This is a genomic window from Paenibacillus terrigena DSM 21567 (genome assembly GCF_000374845.1).
Taxonomy (GTDB): domain Bacteria; phylum Bacillota; class Bacilli; order Paenibacillales; family Paenibacillaceae; genus Paenibacillus_K; species Paenibacillus_K terrigena.
On sequence record NZ_KB895418.1, the window covers coordinates 156,876 to 179,407 of the forward strand.

Annotated in this window: 21 protein-coding genes; all 21 read left to right on the forward strand. The window is 44.8% G+C overall.

The window, feature by feature from the left end; translation table 11 throughout:
• Window position 1 precedes the first annotated feature (1 nt).
• Window positions 2-418, forward strand: a complete 417-nt coding sequence (locus C558_RS0118955) for a hypothetical protein (RefSeq protein ID WP_026264008.1) — start codon at window positions 2-4, stop codon at window positions 416-418.
• 16 nt (window positions 419-434) lie between these two features.
• Window positions 435-1,220, forward strand: coding sequence for a FliA/WhiG family RNA polymerase sigma factor (locus tag C558_RS0118960; protein WP_018757869.1), 786 nt, complete (start codon window positions 435-437; stop codon window positions 1,218-1,220).
• A gap of 28 nt (window positions 1,221-1,248) precedes the next feature.
• Window positions 1,249-2,655, forward strand: coding sequence for a flagellar assembly protein A (locus C558_RS0118965; RefSeq protein WP_018757870.1), 1,407 nt, complete (start codon window positions 1,249-1,251; stop codon window positions 2,653-2,655).
• A 53-nt stretch (window positions 2,656-2,708) separates the two neighbouring features.
• On the forward strand, window positions 2,709-3,029 hold the full coding sequence (locus C558_RS0118970; RefSeq protein WP_018757871.1) for a hypothetical protein: 321 nt from the start codon (window positions 2,709-2,711) through the stop codon (window positions 3,027-3,029).
• Between the two features lie 24 nt (window positions 3,030-3,053).
• Window positions 3,054-3,620, forward strand: coding sequence for a hypothetical protein (locus C558_RS0118975; protein ID WP_018757872.1), 567 nt, complete (start codon window positions 3,054-3,056; stop codon window positions 3,618-3,620).
• The gene (locus C558_RS0118980; RefSeq protein ID WP_018757873.1) at window positions 3,613-4,155 is read left to right on the forward strand and encodes an MltG/YceG/YrrL family protein; all 543 of its coding nucleotides are present in this window, start codon (window positions 3,613-3,615) and stop codon (window positions 4,153-4,155) included. The genes C558_RS0118975 and C558_RS0118980 overlap by 8 nt, the downstream gene beginning before the upstream one ends.
• A gap of 183 nt (window positions 4,156-4,338) precedes the next feature.
• Window positions 4,339-5,037: a 30S ribosomal protein S2 gene (gene rpsB / locus C558_RS0118985; protein WP_018757874.1), complete on the forward strand. Its 699-nt coding sequence runs from the start codon at window positions 4,339-4,341 to the stop codon at window positions 5,035-5,037.
• 121 nt (window positions 5,038-5,158) lie between these two features.
• A complete protein-coding gene (gene tsf, locus C558_RS0118990; RefSeq protein WP_018757875.1) occupies window positions 5,159-5,809 on the forward strand; it encodes a translation elongation factor Ts in 651 nt (216 codons plus the stop codon).
• 151 nt (window positions 5,810-5,960) lie between these two features.
• A complete protein-coding gene (pyrH, locus tag C558_RS0118995; RefSeq protein WP_018757876.1) occupies window positions 5,961-6,689 on the forward strand; it encodes a UMP kinase in 729 nt (242 codons plus the stop codon).
• Window positions 6,689-7,243, forward strand: a complete 555-nt coding sequence (gene frr, locus C558_RS0119000; RefSeq protein WP_018757877.1) for a ribosome recycling factor — start codon at window positions 6,689-6,691, stop codon at window positions 7,241-7,243. Before pyrH ends, frr begins: the two co-directional genes overlap by 1 nt.
• A gap of 90 nt (window positions 7,244-7,333) precedes the next feature.
• Window positions 7,334-8,104: an undecaprenyl pyrophosphate synthase gene (locus tag C558_RS0119005; protein WP_018757878.1), complete on the forward strand. Its 771-nt coding sequence runs from the start codon at window positions 7,334-7,336 to the stop codon at window positions 8,102-8,104.
• A 20-nt stretch (window positions 8,105-8,124) separates the two neighbouring features.
• Window positions 8,125-8,919 carry a phosphatidate cytidylyltransferase gene (locus C558_RS0119010; protein WP_018757879.1) on the forward strand — a complete coding sequence of 265 codons (795 nt, stop codon included), beginning with the start codon at window positions 8,125-8,127 and terminating at the stop codon, window positions 8,917-8,919.
• A 15-nt stretch (window positions 8,920-8,934) separates the two neighbouring features.
• Window positions 8,935-10,089 carry a 1-deoxy-D-xylulose-5-phosphate reductoisomerase gene (locus tag C558_RS0119015; RefSeq protein ID WP_018757880.1) on the forward strand — a complete coding sequence of 385 codons (1,155 nt, stop codon included), beginning with the start codon at window positions 8,935-8,937 and terminating at the stop codon, window positions 10,087-10,089.
• A 105-nt stretch (window positions 10,090-10,194) separates the two neighbouring features.
• On the forward strand, window positions 10,195-11,469 hold the full coding sequence (gene rseP / locus C558_RS0119020; RefSeq protein ID WP_018757881.1) for an RIP metalloprotease RseP: 1,275 nt from the start codon (window positions 10,195-10,197) through the stop codon (window positions 11,467-11,469).
• Between the two features lie 75 nt (window positions 11,470-11,544).
• The gene (proS, locus tag C558_RS0119025) at window positions 11,545-12,993 is read left to right on the forward strand and encodes a proline--tRNA ligase (protein ID WP_018757882.1); all 1,449 of its coding nucleotides are present in this window, start codon (window positions 11,545-11,547) and stop codon (window positions 12,991-12,993) included.
• A 96-nt stretch (window positions 12,994-13,089) separates the two neighbouring features.
• Window positions 13,090-17,406: a PolC-type DNA polymerase III gene (locus C558_RS0119030; RefSeq protein WP_018757883.1), complete on the forward strand. Its 4,317-nt coding sequence runs from the start codon at window positions 13,090-13,092 to the stop codon at window positions 17,404-17,406.
• Between the two features lie 195 nt (window positions 17,407-17,601).
• A complete protein-coding gene (gene rimP, locus C558_RS0119035; RefSeq protein WP_018757884.1) occupies window positions 17,602-18,075 on the forward strand; it encodes a ribosome maturation factor RimP in 474 nt (157 codons plus the stop codon).
• 51 nt (window positions 18,076-18,126) lie between these two features.
• Window positions 18,127-19,221, forward strand: a complete 1,095-nt coding sequence (nusA, locus tag C558_RS0119040) for a transcription termination factor NusA (RefSeq protein WP_018757885.1) — start codon at window positions 18,127-18,129, stop codon at window positions 19,219-19,221.
• Between the two features lie 28 nt (window positions 19,222-19,249).
• Window positions 19,250-19,564, forward strand: coding sequence for an RNase P modulator RnpM (gene rnpM, locus C558_RS0119045; protein ID WP_018757886.1), 315 nt, complete (start codon window positions 19,250-19,252; stop codon window positions 19,562-19,564).
• A complete protein-coding gene (locus C558_RS0119050; protein ID WP_018757887.1) occupies window positions 19,557-19,886 on the forward strand; it encodes a L7Ae/L30e/S12e/Gadd45 family ribosomal protein in 330 nt (109 codons plus the stop codon). Before rnpM ends, C558_RS0119050 begins: the two co-directional genes overlap by 8 nt.
• Window positions 19,887-19,929: 43 nt before the next feature.
• The gene (infB, locus tag C558_RS0119055) at window positions 19,930-22,527 is read left to right on the forward strand and encodes a translation initiation factor IF-2 (protein WP_051106897.1); all 2,598 of its coding nucleotides are present in this window, start codon (window positions 19,930-19,932) and stop codon (window positions 22,525-22,527) included.
• Window positions 22,528-22,532 lie beyond the last annotated feature (5 nt).

Below are 22,532 nucleotides of genomic sequence, written 5' to 3' on the forward strand. Positions count from 1 at the left end.
GATGTCAGGGAATATTCGTTGGAATCTTGGGTTTGGCATTGCAGGGTTTGCGTTTACATTTTTGCTATCCGTTCAGAACAACTTGTTAACGACAAGTCTTGTACGTAGTGTATATGCTTTTCTGATCTGGTTTGTTATTACTTTTATCTTAAGAGCCATTCTTTTTCAACTTCTTGCCAGCAAAGAGGTTGTGGAATCATCCACTGTTCAGGATTCGGATGATTCGGTTGGTGGACAGCTTGATCTAGTCATCCCAGATGAGACTGAAGAGCTGCACGATTTGCTAAGACCAACACCGAAAGAACAAAAAGCCGTTCAGGAAGGATTCGTGCCTTTGAATCCCCCTAAGATTGTGAAGGTAAGTGATCAAGATCCTGAACAAATGGCAAAGGTAATTCGTCACCTGACAGAAGATTAAGGAGGGCGAAATGTAAATGTTAGAAAATAAAATCTCTCATTTATCGAACTATGACCTCTGGGAAAGCTGGAGAGAGCGCGGACAGATTGAAGCAAAGAAACAATTGATAGAGCAGTATCTATCGATCGTTGATTATGTTTCGAATCGACTTGCCATCGGCTTACCTAAGAATGTGAGTAAAGATGATCTTGCTAGTAATGGTGTCGTAGGACTAATTGATGCCATTGAGAAGTTCGATTACAAACGGGGATTACAGTTCGAGACGTACGCCTCATGGCGTGTTCGCGGGGCGATACTCGACGGACTGCGTCAAGGAGATTGGGTGCCTCGCTCCGTTCGTGAGAAGTCGAAGAAGATTGAAGAGGCCTATCAACACCTGGAGCAGCGTTATTTACGTTCTGTAACAGATGCTGAGATGAGCGAGTACCTGGAAGTGTCCGAAAAAGATTTTCAACAGATGCTGCAGGACGTTGCGGTTACGAGTGTCTGCTCGCTAGAAGATCCGATCCGAGACGAAGAATCCGAGACACGACTATCTCTGCTCATTGATGAGAAGGCGAAAAATCCGGACTACAAAGTAAATGAGTTTTTCTTGAAAGAATCCTTGGTCAAAGGCATTGAGAAATTAACGGAGAAAGAGCGAACGGTTGTCTCGCTTTTCTATTATGAGGATCTATCTCTAAGTGAAATTGCGGAAGTCATGTCGCTCTCACCCTCACGTATCTCTCAATTGCATTCTAAGGCGATATTGAGGTTGCGCGGTTCACTGGATAAGTATAAAAGTCAACTTCTATATAACTAGGTGATGGATAGAGGAGGGTGTAACGTTTATGGCAAAGGAAGTCCGATTGAACGAATTCATGGACATTTCTTTATCAGAGAACAAAATCGAGGCCTATTTGCAGATCAATGAACATTTTGACAATAGCACTTTTACATCAGATCAACTTGAGGCATATCTGAGAGAGAACCGCATCCATCATGGCATTCAAAAGAATATTTTGCAACAGATCGCCCAGACACCTAGAGCATTCCAGAACAATTATACGGTTATCGCCATGGGAACATTACCAACTACAGGGATAGACGGATATATCAATTATTCCACAAAACTTATCAAACAAGAAAAGAAACCGATGGAACTTGAAGACGGATCCGTTGATTATCGGGAAGTTGTTCAATTGAATAACGTTCAGAAAGGTCAGCTTATCGCAGAGCGCGTATTGCCTACAGAGGGAACACCCGGAATGACCGTAACAGGCGAGGAAATTCCACCTAAAAAGGGCAAGGAGGTTCGATTCAAAATCGGAAAGAATGTCGTTGTCGATGCGGAGCAGAGAGCCATGTATGCTGCGATCGATGGACTGATTGCCAAGACCGATAAGGATAAAGTGAATGTATTTCCAGTCTACGAAGTGAATGGGGATGTGGATTATAATATTGGTAATATCGATTTCATCGGAACCGTTGTTATCCGTGGAAATGTATTAAGTGGATTTCGTATAAGAGCTTCAGGGGATATCCGCGTCATCGGTGGTGTTGAGGGCGCCGAATTAGAAGCTGAAGGTTCGATCGAAATCACGGGTGGTATTATCGCAGGTAATAAAGGTTCGGTACGTGCACGTGTCAATGTGAAGAGTTCGTTCATTCAAGACGGAAATGTTTTTGCAGGTAATGATGTCATTGTCTCGCAGAGCATTATGCACTCCACGATACGTGCTGGAAAAAACGTAATTTGTGCAGGCACGAAAGGGCTAGTCGTAGGAGGCTTGATTCAAGCGGGAGAACGTGTTACTGCACGAACTATCGGTAACACGATGTCCACGGCAACGGTGATTGAGGTGGGTGTATTGCCTGAGTTGCGTAATGAGCTGCTTGAGCTTCGCGTTCAGCTGCGTGCATTAATTGAAAGCTTAGATAAGACAGATAAAGCGCTCTCACTGCTAGATCAGCTTGCTTCATCAGGGCAATTGTCGCCTGATCGTCTTGCGATGCGTGTCAAATTAACGTCAACAAAAAAACAAAACAAGCAAGAACAGGCCGAAACTCGTGAACGGATTCTTGAAATTGAGAAGACTCTTGAAGATACGAACACGGCACGTGTAGATGTGATGAAGACCATCTATGGCGGCACTAAGATCGTTATTGGACGGTATACGCGGTTCATGAAAGATCCTGTTGAGCGGATTAGCTTTCGACTTGTGGAAGGCGATGTGTCGATGAGTCCTTACGTATAATAAGAAATGGCTGATGACGTCTTCTATGAATTCTGAGAATCGGAGGGTTTGCTATGGTTAGACCTATCGAAATGCAAATGTCAATTCCAAGATCGCAGGATGCATCTTCAGTACATCATCAGACGTTACATAAACCGTTCGTTGATCAGACGTTGCTTGCAGAACAAGCGACCCGTCAGACAGAACAGCTTCGATCGAAGAACACACAAGTAGATGAGACTGTACAATTACCTATACATGAAGAAGAACGACGTCACAAGCAGTCATCAGAACGTAATAAGCATAAGCGTAAGCCGTTAGAAGGGAGCTCAGAACAAGACACTGAGGTCCCTATTCATCCTTATAAAGGACACCGCATTGATCTAACTCTATAATTTGATGGAATAAAGGTGATTTGATTGAATCTTGACCCCCTGTGGTACGTTGTCATCATTGGTGCTGCGGCTATTTTTTATGCATTCATGATCCCAAGACAGCGCAAAGAGCAAACCGGCAATCAGAGTGTGATCGTACGGGAAGTGGAAGAGACACTGGAACATTTCATGGACGAGATTGATCAAGATAATAAAGAACTCGTTCAACTGGTCACGCAGATGAAACAAGACTTCGTCCTTCAGCAGAATGTGCTAGGACATCGTATTGAACAGCTGGAGCATCGTTGTCAGCAGCTCGAACTGCAGCAGGTGCAGCATACGATGGTGAATGAACACGTAGCCGTCGCAGTAGAGCCGCAGTTCATCGTGGATCCCACCGTGCCCAGCGCCGTTCCCGTTGTGGAAACGCAGCGTGATCCCGAACCCGAACTTTCTATGGAAGATGCATCGATTAAAGGACGCTATGCTGACATATTTACACTGTACGAAGATGGGAAGTCCATGGATATGATTTCGAAGAAAACGGGGCTCCCTCGCGGTGAAATCCAACTCATCCTTCAGCTGTCGAAGCAGGAGGCGAGTCGTGATTAATAAACGTAATTTTCTATTAGGATTGGGGAGTGGTCTGATTCTTGGAAGTGTACTCCTTCAGCTCATGCTCGCTGCAAATCCTGAACAGCCAAAGAATACCCGAAGCGACCTAAGCTCATATACAGTTGAACAGCTTGAAGGAGCAGCAGAGAAACTGAATATGCGTCTTGTGAGTGCTGATTCGAAAGTATATACAGTCAATCAGTTGAATGATTTATTTAAAACGAAGGAAGCGGAATGGCGTGCCTCGTTACCATCGGTAGAGCAAAAACAAACAAAAGATAATGCCATATCCGCATCCTCTAATGAGGAGAAAACGGAAGCGCCTAAGAAGACATTTAAGATTGTAGCTGGTATGTCTCTCGTTAAAGTGAGCGACAAGCTCGAGGAATTAGGCATCGTCGATTCTTCTGCGAAATTTGTCGCATATGGGAAGAAGCATGGCATTAACAGCAAAATCCGTACAGGAACATACGAACTGTCAGCTGATCAGACGTTTGCAGAGATCGCGAAGACCATCACGACGAGGCCTTAGTCGAAAAAGCGAGTTTTTCCGTAGATCATGCTTGCATCGAAATATGACATGTGATATAGTAAATGACGGTGTTAAAAACACACGCTATTTAATTTCGATAAGGGTGCTTCTATTGTAGAAGTCTTGTCGAAAGATGAGATTAGCGGCGGATAAAATAAAAACCATATTAGGAGGTGTGTGAAGATGGCAGTAATCTCCATGAAACAGCTACTAGAAGCTGGGGTACACTTCGGTCACCAGACTCGTCGTTGGAACCCGAAAATGGATCGTTATATCTTCACTGAAAGAAACGGAATTTACATCATCGATTTGCAAAAAACGGTGAAAAAGGTTGAGGAAGCTTACAACTTCGTTAAATCGGTTGCTGAAGAAGGCGGCACGATCCTATTCGTAGGAACGAAGAAACAAGCTCAAGATTCTGTTAAAGAAGAAGCTGAACGTTGTGGCAACTTCTTTATCAACCAACGTTGGTTGGGTGGGACGTTAACTAACTTCCAAACAATCCAAAAACGTATCGATCGTTTGAAAACGTTGGAAAGATGGGAAGAGGACGGCACTTTCGAAGTTCTTCCGAAGAAAGAAGTTATCTTGCTTCGTAAAGAGAAAGATCGTCTTGAGAAATTCCTAGGCGGAATCAAGAACATGAAAGGTTTGCCAAGCGCGTTGTTCGTTATCGATCCACGTAAAGAGCGTATTGCAGTAGCAGAAGCTCGTAAATTGGGTATCCCAATCGTTGGTATCGTTGATACGAACTGTGATCCAGACGAGATCGACTACGTTATCCCTGGTAACGATGATGCGATCCGTGCAGTTAAATTGTTGACTGCGAAAATGGCTGATGCGATGATCGAAGCAAACCAAGGCGAAGACACACAAGCTTAATTAAATGATAATTAAATGAAAAGGGTGGTTGGTAGGTGTGAAACCTCTCGCCGCCCTTTTTTTGAGACAACAAATTGATCGTCAAATGAAATGACGAATTTAACTTTGGAGGGAATATACAATGGCAGTTACGGCTAGCATGGTAAAAGAACTTCGTGAAAAAACAGGCGCAGGTATGCTTGATTGTAAAAAAGCGCTTGACGAGTCTAACGGAGATGTAACAAAAGCAATTGAAATTTTGCGTGAAAAAGGTTTGGCTGCTGCAGCAAACAAATCCGGACGTATTGCAACTGAAGGCGTATGTGAAGCTTACATCCATGCAGGTGGTCGTATTGGTGTTCTTGTGGAAATCAACTGTGAAACTGACTTCGTTGGTAAAACAGATCAATTTAAAGAACTTGCTCGTGATATCGCAATGCACATCGCGGCTATGAGCCCTCGTTATGTTCGTCGTGAAGAAGTTCCTATGGAAGATCTTGAGAAAGAAAAAGAAATCCTTCGTGCACAAGCACTTAACGAAGGTAAACCAGAGAAAATCGTTGATAAAATGGTTGAAGGCCGTATCAACAAATACTATGAAGAGTTCTGCTTGATGGAGCAATCTTTCGTTAAAGATCCAGACAAAACAATCGAAACATTGTTGAAAGAAAAAATCAGCACAATCGGTGAGAACATCTCCGTTCGTCGTTTCGTTCGTTACGAGCTTGGCGAAGGCATGGAGAAAAAAGTGGATAACTTCGTTGAAGAAGTTATGGCTCAAGCAAAAATGTAAGCTAACGCTTACTTATCTATACAATTTAATCATTCATAGTTAAAAGGTTGGAACACGCTGTGTTCCTTCTTTTTTAACTACATAGAACGAAAGCTTGTGTTTTGAACTGCAATAGGGATGGACGAATCATCCGAAAGTGGAGGGTAAATCATTGAAACAACCAGTATATAAACGAGTCGTCTTAAAAGTAAGTGGTGAGTCTCTTTCCGGCCAAAATGGCTTTGGTATCGAGTCTGATGTTATTAATTCCATTGCTGAACAAGTAAAGGAAGTCGTTGAACTTGGCGTTGAAGTTGCAATTGTATGCGGCGGAGGCAACATTTGGCGCGGAATCGCAGGCAGCGAAAAAGGAATTGACCGTGCAACAGCTGACTACATGGGTATGCTTGCTACAGTAATGAATTCCCTTGCCTTGCAAGACGCGCTAGAGCAAATTGATGTCCCAACACGCGTTCAGACTTCTATTGCAATGCAGCAAATTGCCGAGCCTTATATCCGTAGACGTGCGATTCGCCACTTGGAGAAAGGCAGAGTTGTTATTTTCGCAGCAGGTACGGGAAATCCATTCTTCTCGACCGATACAACTGCAGCACTTCGTGCGGCTGAGATTGAAGCAGATGTCATTCTAATGGCGAAGAATAAAGTAGACGGTGTCTACACGGCAGATCCATTCAAAGATGAGACTGCAGAGAAGTTCGATCAATTGACTTATCTAGAAGTGTTAAATCGTAATCTTGGCGTGATGGACTCAACAGCTTCTTCATTGTGCATGGATAACAATATTCCACTTGTCGTCTTTGCAATTACGGAGAAGGGCAATATCAAACGTGTTGTACAAGGTGAGAAGATCGGAACGATTGTAAAAGGGAGTGTAGACTAATGCCACAATCAATCAAAAAAAATGCAGAAGAACGTATGGGGAAAGCAATTGAATCCTTGAAACGCGATCTTGCAACGTTACGTGCGGGTCGTGCGTCGTCATCGATGCTGGATCGTATCCAAGTTGAATATTATGGTGCTCCAACCCCAGTGAATCAGCTTGCTAACGTGAATACACCAGATTCTCGTACCCTTATGATTCAGCCTTGGGATAAAACCTCATTAGGCGCAATTGAGAAAGCAATCTTAAAGTCAGACTTGGGATTGACACCAGCAAATGACGGAACTCAAATTCGTCTATCGATTCCTATGTTGACAGAAGAGCGTCGTGTGGAACTCGTGAAATCGACGAAGAAGTTCGGAGAGGACGCGAAAGTAGCCATTCGTAATATTCGTCGTGATGCGAATGATGAGATTAAAAAACTCGAGAAATCAGACATTTCGGAAGATGAATCTCGTCGCCACCAAGAAGACGTTCAGAAAACAACGGATAAATATATTGGTGAAGTTGATAAAGTAACCGCATCAAAAGAGAAAGAAATCATGGAAGTATAATGTAAGGCCTGCTGCCCCTCCGAACGGTGGGGTTTGTTGTCTTTTTTCTACTTGTGTGTAGTTCTCATCATCTAGGTTGGAGGAAATGGAATGATTAAGCGATTCCAGAAATGGTTGGATGAGAGACCCAAGGGTCAAACGTCATTCAATTTATCAAAAGATAATATTCCTGAGCATATCGCGATAATTATGGACGGGAACGGCCGCTGGGCCAAAAATCGTGGGTTACCGCGGATTGCCGGGCATCACAATGGGATGAAAGCTGTGAAGAAGGTCACGATTGCCGCTGATGAGCTTGGCGTTAAATGTCTTACGATGTATGCTTTTTCAACGGAAAATTGGAAGCGGCCTAAAGACGAAGTAGACTTTCTCATGAAGCTTCCTGAGGAGTTCCTATCCATTGAACTAGCGGAGCTGATTGAGAAGAATGTTCAGGTTCGAATGATGGGGCATAAAGAAGATTTGCCATCACATACGCTCAAAGCTATCGAGGAAGCAGAACGTCAAACGAAGAACAATACGGGACTTATTCTAAATTTTGCTTTGAACTATGGCGGTCGAAGAGAGATTGTGGAGAGTGTTCGCGAGATCGGGCAACGTGTGTTAAATGGTGAATTACGCCCTGAAGATATTATGGAGTCTGATATTGAACAGCACTTATTATCGAATCATTTACCGAATCCAGATCTTCTCATTCGGACGAGCGGGGAACTCCGTTTAAGTAATTTTATGCTGTGGCAGTTGGCTTATAGCGAATTCTGGTTCACAGATGTATATTGGCCTGCGTTTACGGAAGAACATTTGTATGAAGCAATCGCTGAATACCAACGGAGAACACGCAGATATGGCGGTCTAGTATAACTTCGTAGGAGTGGATATCATTGAAGCAACGCATCATTACCGGGATAATTGCAGGGTCAGCATTTCTTGCCTGCACTGTGATCGGTGGACCTTGGTACCAAGGACTTCTAATCGTGTTATCCTTAATCGGCTATTATGAATTTGCCCGAATGAACCACTTTCATTGGTGGAACATCACCTCCCTGCTCGGTTTCGCAGGTGTTATTTATTTCGTATTCCCATGGGAAGGGTTTGACGTCAGTGTCGAACCGATGTGGATGTGGCTTCTCATGTTTCTTTTCTTAACAATAACCGTATTATCCAAGAATCGAATTGATATTAATCGAATCGCAGTGATGTTTCTTGGCACAGTATATGTAGGTGTCGGATTTCAAGCGATGATTACAACACGGTACACACCAGATGATCATGGATTGTTCTGGACATTCTTATTGTTTGGCTGTATTTGGGCCTCCGATTCAGGGGCTTATTTTACAGGACGTGCATTCGGGAGAACCAAGCTGTGGCCTTCTATTAGCCCGAATAAGACGATTGAAGGCGCCTTTGGCGGCGTTGTCATCTCCGTTGTCATTGCACTGTTATTTGCTTGGTACGCACCGGATTTGCTTCCATTTGGTAAAGCTGTTGGGATCGGGATAGTTGCCGCTGTCGTTGGTCAATTAGGCGACTTGATCCAATCGGCATATAAACGCGTTCACGGAATTAAAGATAGCGGGAATTTTCTACCGGGGCATGGCGGCGTATTGGATCGCTGTGACAGCTGGTTGATTGTGTTTCCGTTCGTGCAACTGCTGATGCTGTTGCCGCACGCATAAGGGAGAGGGACGATCGTGAGAAAAATAGCAATATTGGGTTCGACAGGTTCAATTGGTACTCAAACATTGGACGTCATTTCCCATTACCCCGATCAATTTAAAGTTGAAGGATTGGCAGCAGGGACGAATGCTGCTTTATTTATAGAGCAAATCCATCGATTTAAACCACGTAAAGTATCGATTGCGACCAAAGAGCTTGCGGATCAACTGAAGCTGCAGATTCCCGCCGATATCGAAGTATATTACGGGGATGAAGGACTTATAGAAGTTGCTTCACGAACCGATGCTGATTTTGTCGTTACAGCATTAGTAGGGAGTCAGGGATTGCCCTCGACTTTAGCTGCGATTCGAGCAGGGAAGAACATTGGTCTGGCGAATAAAGAAACACTGGTTACCGCAGGACACATCGTAACCTCCATGATTCGTGAATATGGCGTGACGATGCTGCCTATTGATAGTGAACACTCGGCGATTTTTCAATGTTTGAACGGAGAATCGATGGAGAATATCAAGAAAATTACGATTACGGCATCAGGCGGCTCCTTCCGCGATCGCACTCGGGAACAGCTTCAAGGTGTGACCGTTGAAGAAGCACTGAATCATCCGAATTGGTCGATGGGAGCGAAGATTACCATTGATTCAGCGACGATGGTGAACAAGGGACTTGAAGTGATTGAGGCGCACTGGCTGTTCGATTTACCTTACGAGCAGATTGATGTGCTCATTCATCCGGAGAGTATTATTCACTCCTTTGTTGAATTTAACGACAGCAGTATCATCGCGCAGATGGGTAATCCCGACATGCGTGTCCCGATTCAATACGCACTTACATATCCTGAACGGATCGCTTCACCGGCTGCTTCGCTTGATCTAGCTCGGATCGGGAAGCTGCATTTCCGTGAGATGGATTATGACCGTTATCCTTGTTTAAGAATGGCGTTTGAGTGTGGTAAAATAGGGGGTATAGCACCAACGGTTTTCAATGCGGCGAATGAAGTAGCTGTTGCACGATTTTTACGGGGTGAAATTTCCTTTCTTCACATTGAAGATGTTATCGCATCTGCCCTTGACAAGCACCACCAGATTTCTATGCCTACGTTAGAACAAATTCAAGAGACAGATCGATTGACACGACAATTGGCATTGAACATCCCTTTTGGGTTATCCTAGGAATATACGCTTAAAAAAACTTATGCCAAAGCATTCTCGTGAAGCGAAATAGAGAATATTGATAATTTATATGGACATAAGTGAGTGAAGGGAGGATGCTGTCAGTTGGAAATGGTTCAGATCATTTTTTTAACGGTATTAGTCTTTTTCGTCCTCGTGACGATTCATGAGTGGGGGCATTTCTATTTTGCGAAACGCGCCGGTATTCTCGTTCGTGAATTTGCAATTGGATTTGGACCAAAGCTGTTCTCCTTTAAGAAGAATGAGACACGGTATACGTTGCGACTTCTTCCGTTGGGTGGATTCGTACGGATGGCAGGTGAGGATCCTGAGCTGGTTCAGATTCAGCCAGGTCAGACCATAGCGGTGCGATTGAATCAAGATCAAGTAACAAACCTTTATCTAGACCAATTGGATCAACGTAAAAATGTGGTGCGTGGTACGGTTGAGGAAATCGATCTTGAAGAGCACCTATTCGTGAAGTTGGATGTGGATGGTGATATCCAGACACTTGCGGTTCATCCACAGGCCATGATGGTGACCAAAGGGCAAGAAACCCAGATTGCACCTTATAATCGCCAATTTGGAAGTAAAACGGTAGGTCAGCGTGCAATGGCTATATTTGCCGGACCTTTAATGAACTTCTTTCTTGCCTTTGTTTTGTTCGCGGCGTATATTATGATGGCTGGTGTGCCAGAAGAGAATCCGAAGCATCTCACAATTGGACAAATTACGGAGGGTAAACCCGCGGATCGTGCAGGACTTAAACCGGGGGATATTATCGAGACGATTAATGGTGTAGACATCGGTGCTGATTCTACCAAGATGATTGAGATGATTGGTAAATCGACGGATAAAGTCATGCATTGGAAGATCACGCGTGACGGTGCAACGAAAAGTATTGACGTAACGCCAGAACTCATCGAAGGGCAGGAAGGCGGCAAGGTCGGAATCGTACCTGTTACTCCAATGCGTTCTGCATCATTTGTGGAGACAATTAAGTATTCGGGTATTGCTATGAAGAATACAACCATTCGCATATTCGATGGATTCCGAATGCTGATCTTTGGTCAGTTCAAATTGGATGATCTAGGTGGACCTGTTCGTACTTTCGAAGTTACGGGTCAAATTGCGAAACAAGGGATTGATCAATTAACGTCATGGGCTGGAATACTCAGCTTGTATCTCGGGATCTTTAACTTGCTCCCAATCCCGGCACTCGATGGTAGTCGACTTGTCTTTATCGGGGTTGAGGCGATCCGAGGCCGCAAGGTTGATCCGAATCGAGAGAGCATGGTGCATATCATTGGATTCGCCATGTTAATGTTGTTGATGCTGGCTGTCACGTATAATGATATTTTACGGCTAGTGAAAGGATAATCGACAAGTTTTGTCGAATTGAACAATAATAATCATAATGAGCTATAGCATTTCATGGGAGGCATTTAGATTCGTATGTCGAAAGAGAAGCAGTTCGTAACAGAAATTACACCACAGCAAGAGGATTTCTCGCGCTGGTATATTGATGTCATCAAGAAAGCTGATTTAATGGATTACTCTCCAGTTCGTGGATGTATTGTATTCAAACCAGATGGCTTCGAAATTTGGGAACACATGCAGGAAGAGTTGAACCGCCGTTTCAAGGAAACAGGTCATCGTAATGCATACTTCCCAATGTTCATTCCGGAGAGCTTCTTCCAGAAGGAGAAGGAGCACGTTGAGGGCTTCAATCCGGAGCTTCCTTGGGTAACCGAAGCAGGTGGCGAGAAACTAGAAGAGCGTCTTGCGATACGTCCTACTTCAGAGACCATGATCGGACATATGTATTCGAAATGGATTCAATCCTACCGTGATTTGCCGGTATTAATTAACCAATGGGCGAACGTTGTTCGTTGGGAGAAACGTACGTTGCCATTCCTTCGTACGAGTGAGTTCTTATGGCAAGAAGGCCATACGGCACATGAGACAGAGGAAGAAGCTCGTCAAGAGACAATGCAAATGCTTGAAATCTATCGTGATTTCGTTGAGAACTACTTAGCAATCCCGGTTATTATGGGAGCGAAGACGCCTTCTGAGCGTTTCGCCGGTGCTGTCGATACGTATTCGATCGAGGCAATGATGAAAGACGGACGTGCAGTACAAGCAGGAACATCCCATTATCTTGGCACGAAATTTGCCGTTGCATTTGATATTAAATACCTCAGCAGAGAGAACAATCTGGAGTATGTCCATACTACTTCATGGGGTGTGAGTACACGTCTCATCGGATCGATGATCATGGTTCACGGTGACGATCGCGGTCTTGCGTTGCCACCGAAGGTTGCACCAACGCAAGTGATCATGGTTCCTATCGGCCCACCGAAGACGCGTGAGCAAGTGATTGGACGTACCGACGAGCTATTCCAAGAACTGAAGAAAGCAGGCGTACGCGTTCGTGTCGATGATCGTTCGGATGTGAGTCCTGGCTGGAAATTCAATGAATATGAGATGCGCGGTGTGCCGCTTCGTCTTGAACTTGGGCCTCGTGACATGGAGAACGGTGTAGCTGTTCTTGTATCGCGTATTACAGGGGAGAAACGTGTCGTGCAGCAAGATAACCTTGTTGCTGAAGTGAAAGGCATGCTTGAAGATATTCACCAAGAAATGTTCAATCGTGCGAAGCAGTTCCGTGAAGATCACTTCAAATCGGTGGATACACTTGATGAATTGAAAGCTTCGATGGAAGATCAGCGTGGATTCTATCTTGCAGGTTGGTGTGGATCGGCTGCATGTGAGTCGCAGGTCAAAGAAGAGACAGGTGCGACAAGCCGTAATATTCCGTTTGAACCGCAAGAGCAGAAAACTACATGCCTATGCTGTGGAGAGAAAGCGGAACATACTGTCGTATTCGCTCGCGCTTACTAATATTATTTAATTAAGTTGAAAAGCTTCTTACGAAGATCTCGATGATTCGTCGATACCTCTTTTGCAGAAGCTTTTCGATTTTGTAGGGGGAACATCATGGGAAATTTGGGGGAGAAAAGAAAACGGTTCGAGGTACTTCTCAATCAAGCTGAAATTCCTGGCAGCATGATCGATGCTTATTTTACAGAGGGTTACATCGATCGTGTGGAGACGAGCCGTACGAATCGAGAATGGACCATATATATTCGTCGTGAGTCGATCTTACCTTCACCCGCTTATCGTACCTTTGGTGTGCAAGTGCGTGAACGAATGTCTCACATTGCCAAGATCAAACTCATTCTTGAATATTCGGATGCGGTGACGACAGGTGAGATCGTCGAAGAATATTGGGGACTATTCCTGGAGTGGGTTCAACGAGAAGTCGCTTCAGTTCAAGGGTTTATGAGTAAAGCAGATATACAGGCTGAACAATCGAATGTGCTCGTTACTTTAAATGATACAACCTCACTGGAATTAGCGCGTAAACGCAGTATTGACGATGCAATCGCACGATTCTATGAGCAATATTTCAATCGCACAGTACGTGTTAAGCTCCAGGCTGGGGAGTTCAATGCGGAAGTGTATGAAGAATTCCAACAGAAGCTGGTTGTCCAGGAACGTGAAGTTATTCAGCAGATGATGACAAGCATTGAACAAGAAGTCGAGAGTGACAGCGGTAGTGCTGAAGATTTGAAGTTGCAAGTGGGTTATGAGATCAAAGAACAACCTGTTCCGTTGGAACAAATTCAAGATGAAGAGAAGAAGGTTACGATTCAAGGTGCAATATTCGGGCTTGAAGTGAAGGAACTTCGTAATGGTAGTACGCTGTTCACGTATTACTTGACAGATTTCACGGATTCCTTGCAAATGAAGATGTTTGCGAAGAACAAAGAAGATGTCAAGATCATGAACTTACTCGCGAATGGCAAATGGGTGCGTGCACGAGGTAAAGTGGAATATGACCGCTTTATGCAGATACCTGAGCTGGTTATGATCCCTTCTGACCTTATGGAGGTTAAAGCTCCGCCGGATCGAATGGATAATGCGAAGGAAAAACGCGTTGAGTTCCATTTGCATTCCACGATGAGTACGATGGATGCGGTCACTTCAATCGATCAATATATCAAGACGGCTGCCAAATGGGGACATAAAGCTATCGCAGTTACAGACCATGCGAATGTGCAGTGTTATCCAGAGGCGGATAAAGCAGCGAAGAAAAACGGCATTAAGATGATTTATGGCTTAGAAGCGAATGTCGTCAACGATGGCGTTGATATTGTTCTGGAGCCACAGCCGATTGAACTGAAGAATGCGACATATATTGTGTTTGACGTCGAGACCACGGGACTGTCGGTAACGAATAATAAGATTATTGAGCTTGCCGGGGTTAAGATGTGTGAAGGACGTGAGGTTGGCCGGTTCGCCAAGTTTATCAATCCACATGAGAAGATCCCATACAATATTACACAGCTCACGAACATTACCGATGAAATGGTGAGGGATGCTCCGGAACTCGATCCCGTCGTTCGAGAATTTGTAGAATTCGTAGGTGACTCGATTCTGGTTGCCCATAATGCACGGTTTGATATGGGATTCTTGCAGCGCGCGCTAAGACAGCTCGAAATCCCTCCAATAACGAATCCGGTTCTTGATACACTTGAGTTAGCAAGATTGATTCACCCAACGTTGAAAAATCACCGACTAAACACATTAGCGGCTAAATATAAAGTTTCTCTAGAAAATCATCACCGAGCGATTGATGACTCCATTGCATTGGGCGGTATTCTATTTGGACTCTTACAAGATGCTGCCGAGCAGAAGAACATTACGATGCTGGATCGGCTGAACGATTATGTCGGTAAAGATCTATCCAACGTGCGCCCTTTCCATTGTGGAATCTATGCGGTAAATGACGTTGGCAAGAAGAATTTATACAAATTGGTCTCCTTATCTCATACGGAAAATTTCAAGCGCGTCGCATGCATTCCGCGTAGTAAACTTACTGCACACCGTGAAGGGCTAATCGTCATTTCGGGATGCGAGAAGGGCGAATTGTTCGAGACGGTACTCAACAAGACAATTGAAGAGGCGGAAGAGATCGCTGAATTCTATGATATTCTTGAGATTCAACCGCTCACGATGTACATGCATCTCGTTGAAAAAGGATTGGTCGGCAGTCCGGCTCATATTGAACAGGCCATTCAGACCATCTGTAGAATAGGCATGAAGCTGGACAAGCCGGTTGTTGCGACAGGGAATGTGCATTATTTGAATCCTCGGGACAAAATTTATCGGGATATCGCCATTCATGGGATTACCGGATTCAGCCCGCTCAAAGATATTCGTAAGCCGGATGCACATTTGCGAACGACGGATGAGATGCTGGAGGAATTCGCATTTTTAGGGAAAGAAAAAGCTTACGAAGTGGTCGTGACGAATACCAACGCGTTAGCAGATCGGTTCGAAGAAATTAAATTGTTCCCGGACAAATTGTTCACGCCGAATATCGACGGTGCGGATGAAGAGATTCGCAGCACATGTTATCAGACTGCTAGAGACCTGTATGGCGATGAATTGAATGATATTATTATACAGCGGCTTGAAAAAGAACTTATTCCGATTATCAAATTTGGATTCTCTGCGAACTACTTGATCTCTGCGCGGCTTGTGAAGAAATCGAACCAAGACGGTTATCTGGTCGGTTCACGGGGATCCGTTGGTTCTTCTATCGTTGCTACCTTCCTAGGAATCTCCGAGGTTAATCCATTACCTCCGCATTATTTGTGTCGCAATTCAAATTGTAAGCACAGCGAATGGTTCACGGATGGTAGTGTACCGAGCGGGTTCGATCTTCCGGACAAATTCTGCCCGAACTGTGGCGAGCCACTGAAAGGCGAAGGTCAAGATATTCCATTTGAGACGTTCTTAGGATTTAAAGGCGATAAAGTTCCCGATATTGATTTGAACTTCTCTGGGGATTATCAGCCAGTTGCCCATAATTTCACGAAAGAAATGTTCGGTGAGAAATGTGTATTCCGGGCGGGGACGATCGGTACGGTTGCGGATAAGACGGCGTTCGGATTTGCGAAGAAGTATGAAGAAGATCAACATAAGAAGTGGCGCGGTGCTGAGCTGAATCGACTAGCTTCGGGATGTACTGGCGTGAAGCGAAGTACCGGGCAGCATCCCGGCGGGATCGTGGTTGTACCGGATTATATCGATGTTGAAGATGTAACGCCGGTTCAATTCCCGGCAGATGACGTTAATGCAGATTGGAAAACCACCCATTTCGATTACCATGCGTTCGAAGCGAACTTGCTGAAACTTGATATTCTGGGGCACGATGATCCGACGATGATGCGGATGCTCCAAGACTTAACGGGTGTTGATCCAACATCCATCCCAATGAATGATCCGAAGGTTATGAGCTTATTCAATTCTACGGATGCAATCGGTGTAAGACCGGATGAGATTCGTACCCCGGTTGCGACGTATGGTATTCCTGAAATGGGGACGAAATTCGTTCGCCAGATGTTAATTGAAGCGAAACCAGCTACCTTTGCCGATTTGCTGCAAATTTCGGGACTTTCTCACGGAACGGGCGTATGGCTTGGGAATGCACAAGATCTGATTAAGAGTGGAATCTGTACGATCAAGACGGTTATCGGTTGTCGTGACGAGATTATGTTGTTCTTAATTTATAAAGCAGGTATGGATGCGGGGCTTGCCTTCAAAATTACGGAGAACGTTCGTAAAGGGAAAGGACTTTCCGATGAATGGATTCAAGAGATGAAGAATTGCAAAGTGCCGCAGTGGTACATTGATTCTTGCCTCAAAATCCAATACATGTTCCCGAAAGCCCATGCGGCAGCATATGTTATTTCGGCCGTCCGCTGTGCTTACTATAAGATTTACCATCCGATTGCATTCTACGCAACGTATTTCTCTGTACGTGGTGCAGATTTTGATCTAGATGTATTATGTCAAGGATATGACGCGATCCAGAGGATGATCGTTGAGATTGAAGCGAAAGGCTTCCAAGCGACACCGAAAGAGAAGAACAGCTTGTCGATACTGGAGATGTCTCTTGAGATGACTGCACGGGGCTTTACGTTCAAACCGATCGATCTCTATCGTTCGGATGCAACGAAATTTATCGTGGATGGAAATAGCTTGATACCTCCGTTTGCAGCGATTCAAGGGATTGGGGAGAATGCAGCCCGCAGTATTGCTGCGGCAAAAGATCAAGGTGAATATCTATCGATTGAAGACTTCCAAATGCGTTCCAAGGCAAGTAAGACCATTGTTGAGGTTCTGGGACAAATGGGCTGCTTCCGAGGGCTGCCAGAGAGCAACCAATTGTCGTTATTCTAGAGATTGCTTCGGTTCTCGACTGCTGACGCTACTTGTCATTGCGTTATGCGTATGTTATAATTTTTTGGTAATGATGATGATATAACTGTCGCGAAGAAGAGTGGGGAAACCCACTCTTTACCTTTTGGTATATAGCTTTTCAGATAGTGAGTCTTAAATCGTAAGGTTACAGGGAAGAAACAAGGGGGTAACATCTTGAGTACACCGAAGATTAAATCGGTTGTGGAAGAAATGATTCAGCCATATTTGGATGAAAATGGGTTCGAACTCGTTGATGTCGAATATGTGAAGGAAGGTAGCAGCTACTTTTTGCGCGTGTTCGTGGATAAGGAAGGCGGGATCGATATTGAAGATTGCGGCCTTATTAGTGAATTCATAAGCAATCAGCTAGATGCGAATGATCCAATTCCAGAAGCATACTTCTTAGAGGTTTCATCGCCAGGCGCTGAACGACCGCTCAAAAAGCCAGAGGATGTTCACAAAGCAATAAACAAAAACGTGTATGTGACTACATATGAGCAGATTGACGGCACGAAGGAATTTGAAGGTGTGTTACTTTCCTTTGATGGAGAAGAAATGGTCATTGAAGCGATCACGAAAGGGAGAAAGTCGAAGAAGACGATTCCTTACGCGAAGGTTGCTAGTGCAAGATTAAGTATTCTGTTCTAACCAATTGATGATGAATAAGGGTGAAGGATTGAAAGGGGGAGCTATTCCGCAATGAGTATGGATTTTATTGAAGCGCTTCATGAAATTGAGCGCGAAAAAGGGATTAGCAAGGATATTTTGTTTGAGGCAATCGAGGCCGCTTTAATTTCAAGTTATAAACGCAACTTTAACACGGCACAAAATGTTCGCGTTGACATGAACCGCCATAATGGCGTGATCAAAGTATACGCGAGAAAGACCGTTGTGGAAGAGATTCTTGATCCTCGGATGGAGATTTCCCTCTATGCGGCACGTGAGATTAACCCGAACTTCCAAATGGGGGATATCGCAGAGATCGAAGTAACACCACGTGATTTCGGACGTATTGCTGCACAGACTGCCAAGCAGGTTGTGACACAACGCATTCGTGAAGCAGAACGCGGCTTGATCTATAATGCGTATATTGAGAAGGAAGAAGATATCGTTACAGGTATCGTTCAACGTCAAGATTTACGTAATGTCTATATTGACTTAGGCAAAATTGAAGCGGCTTTGCCGTTAAATGAGTTGATGCCTAATGAAAAGTTCAAGCAAGGGGATCGCGTCAAAGCGTACATCACGAAGGTTGAGAATACAACAAAGGGACCGCAAATTCTGCTCTCCCGTACACATCCGGGTCTGCTCAAACGTTTGTTCGAGCTCGAAGTGCCTGAGATTTTTGATGGTGTTGTTGAGATTCGTTCCGTGGCTCGTGAAGCTGGCTTCCGTTCCAAGATCGCAGTATATTCGCGCAATGAGGAAGTTGATCCAGTAGGATCCTGCGTAGGGCCGAAAGGGGTTCGTGTTCAGACGATCGTGAACGAGCTGAAAGGCGAGAAGATCGATATCGTCTGCTGGTCCGACCGCGTTGACGAATATGTAGCGAACTCACTTAGTCCATCCAAAGTCTTAGAGGTTCAAGTATTCGAACAAGAGAAAATGGCGCGTGTCATCGTACCGGATTATCAATTGTCCCTTGCGATTGGTATTAAAGGTCAGAACGCTCGTCTTGCAGCGAAGCTTACGGGCTGGAAGATCGATATTAAGAGCGAGACACAAGCGGAAGAAGAATACGGACGCGAGAGAACAGGCGAGACGATGCATCAGGATTCCGTATCGATCGACTAATTGATTACGCGACGGGGGAGGGGATCGTATGAGACCTAGAAAAGTACCGCTGCGAAAATGTGTTGCTTGTCAGCAAATGATGCCCAAAAAAGAACTGATTCGTGTGGTGAAAACGCCGCAAGATGAAGTGTTAATTGATTTGACTGGCAAAAAAGCAGGACGCGGCGCTTATTTATGTGGTAAGCTGTCCTGTTTCAAGCTGGCTCATAAGAGCAAGGCGCTAGATCGTGCATTGAAGCATCAGGTACAGCCTGAAATATACAACCAACTGGAGCAGGACTTTATACGCGTTGAAGATGAATTCATTGCGAATAAAGAGCGGGCGGAGGATGAAGATGAGTAAAGTAAAGTCCCACTTGGGACTTGCAATGCGTGCAGGGAAGTTGATCACGGGTGATGAAATCGTGCTCAAGGCTGTCCGTGCGGGTCAAGCTCATCTCGTTATTGTCGCAGGCGACGCTTCAGAGAACACCAAGAAGAAATTTCGCGACAAATGTCATACGTACAACGTGCCGCTTGCGATCGGTTTCGATCGGGGAACTTTGGGAGAATGTATCGGTAAAGCCGAACGCGTCGTTCTAGCAGTGACAGACCCAGGTTTTTATCGAATGATCAGTAAGGAAATGTTGATATTGTCGGAGGTGGAGTATATTGAACAAAGATAATAAAGATAAATTAAGAGTATATGAATATGCTAAGTCTTTAAATATGAGCAGCAAAGAAATTATTACGATCATGAAACGGCTCGATATCCCTGTGAACAACCATATGAGCGTGATGGAGAATGATACCGTGGGCCGTGTGGAACAATTCTTCCGGGATATTAAGGCGAATGCAGCAGCGAAACGTTCGAGCACTGACAAAGGTCAAGTGAGTGCGCCATCGAACCCGCCTGCTGCAGGATCGCAAGTGAATACTGCGAGTACACCAGCGTCTAAGGCTAACGAAATGGCGACGGTCTCTGCGAAACCGAGCCATGTGAAGCCACAAGGACAGCGGGATGGAGGGACAGCTACACAATCCAAACCAGCTGGCCAACAGCAACAACCGAGTCGTCATCGTGATGGACAGTCAACAAACCCATCGCGTGATGGACGTGATCAAAATAAGCCTCGCCAACCTGAGAAGCAGGGGAATTTTCAAACGAATAACAATTCAAAAAATCAGGATCAGCGCAGAACAATGGGGAACCCTAACGGAACAAGCAATGGAAAAGCAAACTCCGGGCAACGACCAGGCCAAGGTAGACCAGCATTCCAAGGAAATAGTAATAATTCACAAGCTACGAGACCACAAAATCATGGGAATCAGGCACAAGCTCCCAATAAATTCAATGGAAACTCTGGCAAACAAGTGGATGAGGGAGAGGAATTCGTGTCAGTAACTAAACCAGCAACAGCACCAAAGAAAACGAAGCCTAATCAAAAGCGCTTCGATGATAACAAAGTCAGCAGCTTCAAAGGAAATCAAGGTGGCTATAATAACCGTGGAGGAAGAAACCAACGCGGTAGAGGCCAGCAGCAAGTTCAAGAAAAACGTGAGAAGATCGACAATACACCGAAGAAAATTATTGTACGCGGCAATATGACGGTTGGGGAAACCGCTAAATTGCTTCACAAGGATGCTTCTGAAGTCATCAAAAAATTAATTTTCTTGGGTGTTATGGCTACCATTAACCAAGAGCTTGATCTGGATACGATTCAATTGCTTGCTACAGAGTTCAAGGTCGAAGTTGAGATCAAGATCCCTGTTGAGGAAGACCGTTTTGAAAATGTAGAAGAAGTAGATGATGAAGCTGATTTGAAAACACGTCCTCCTGTCGTTACGATCATGGGTCACGTTGACCATGGTAAAACAACATTGCTTGATGCAATTCGTTCGACGAATGTAACAAGCGGTGAAGCTGGCGGAATCACGCAGCATATTGGTGCGTACCAAGTTGAAATTAACGGTAAGAAGATTACGTTCCTCGATACACCAGGTCACGAAGCGTTTACAACGATGCGTGCACGTGGTGCTGAAGTAACAGATATTACAATTATCGTAGTTGCAGCAGACGACGGTGTTATGCCACAGACGGTTGAAGCGATCAACCATGCGAAGGCAGCGAATGTACCGATTATCGTAGCGGTGAACAAAATCGATAAGCCAGGCGCAGATCCAGACAAAGTGAAACAAGAGCTTACAAATTATGAGTTGGTTCCAGAAGAGTGGGGCGGCGACACCATTTTCGTTAACTTGTCTGCGAAGCAGCGTACGAACTTGGAAGGCTTGCTCGAGATGATTCTTCTCGTAGCTGAAGTGAACGAATACAAAGCAAATCCGGATAAACGTGCTCGTGGTACGGTTATCGAGGCTGAGCTGGATAAAGGCCGCGGTCCAGTAGCTCGTATCCTTGTTCAACATGGTACACTACGCGTTGGGGATGCATTTGTTGCAGGGAACTGCTTCGGTCGTGTCCGTGCAATGGTGAATGACAAAGGTCGTCGCCTGAAAGAAGCAGGTCCATCAACTCCGGTTGAGATTACGGGTCTGACAGAAGTTCCACTTGCAGGCGATCCGTTCATGGGCTTTGAAGATGAGCGCAAAGCACGTGCTATTGCTGACCGTCGTGCAATTACACATCGTCAATCCGAACTTAATGCGAATACACGTGTTACGTTGGATGATCTGTTCAAGCACATCAAAGACGGCGAGATCAAAGACCTCAACGTGATTATCAAAGGGGACGTTCAAGGTTCGGTTGAAGCATTGAAAGGTTCCTTGGCGAAGATCGAAGTTGAAGGCGTTCGTGTTAAGATCATCCACAGCGGTGTAGGTGCGCTTACTGAATCCGATATTATTCTGGCAGCCGCTTCGAATGCAATCGTCATCGGGTTTAACGTTCGACCTGATAACCAAGCTAAGCTTACTGCAGATCAAGAGAAAGTTGATGTTCGTCTGCACCGCGTTATCTATAGCGTGATTGAAGAGATCGAACAAGCGATGAAAGGGATGCTTGATCCTGAATATCGTGAGAACGTGGTTGGTCATGCCGAAGCACGTAATATTTTCAAAATCAACAAAATGTCGATCGCAGGTTGTATGGTTACATCCGGTAAGATCATTCGTTCGGCAGAAGTTCGCGTCATTCGCGAAGGTATTGTAATATTCGAAGGCAAAATCGATTCCTTGAAACGCTTCAAAGATGATGCTAAAGAGGTAGCGCAAGGCTACGAGTGCGGTATTACCATTGAACGCTTCAATGACATTAAAGAGGGAGATATTATCGAAGCCTTTGTCATGGAAACGGTAGAGCGTAAGTAGAGAGG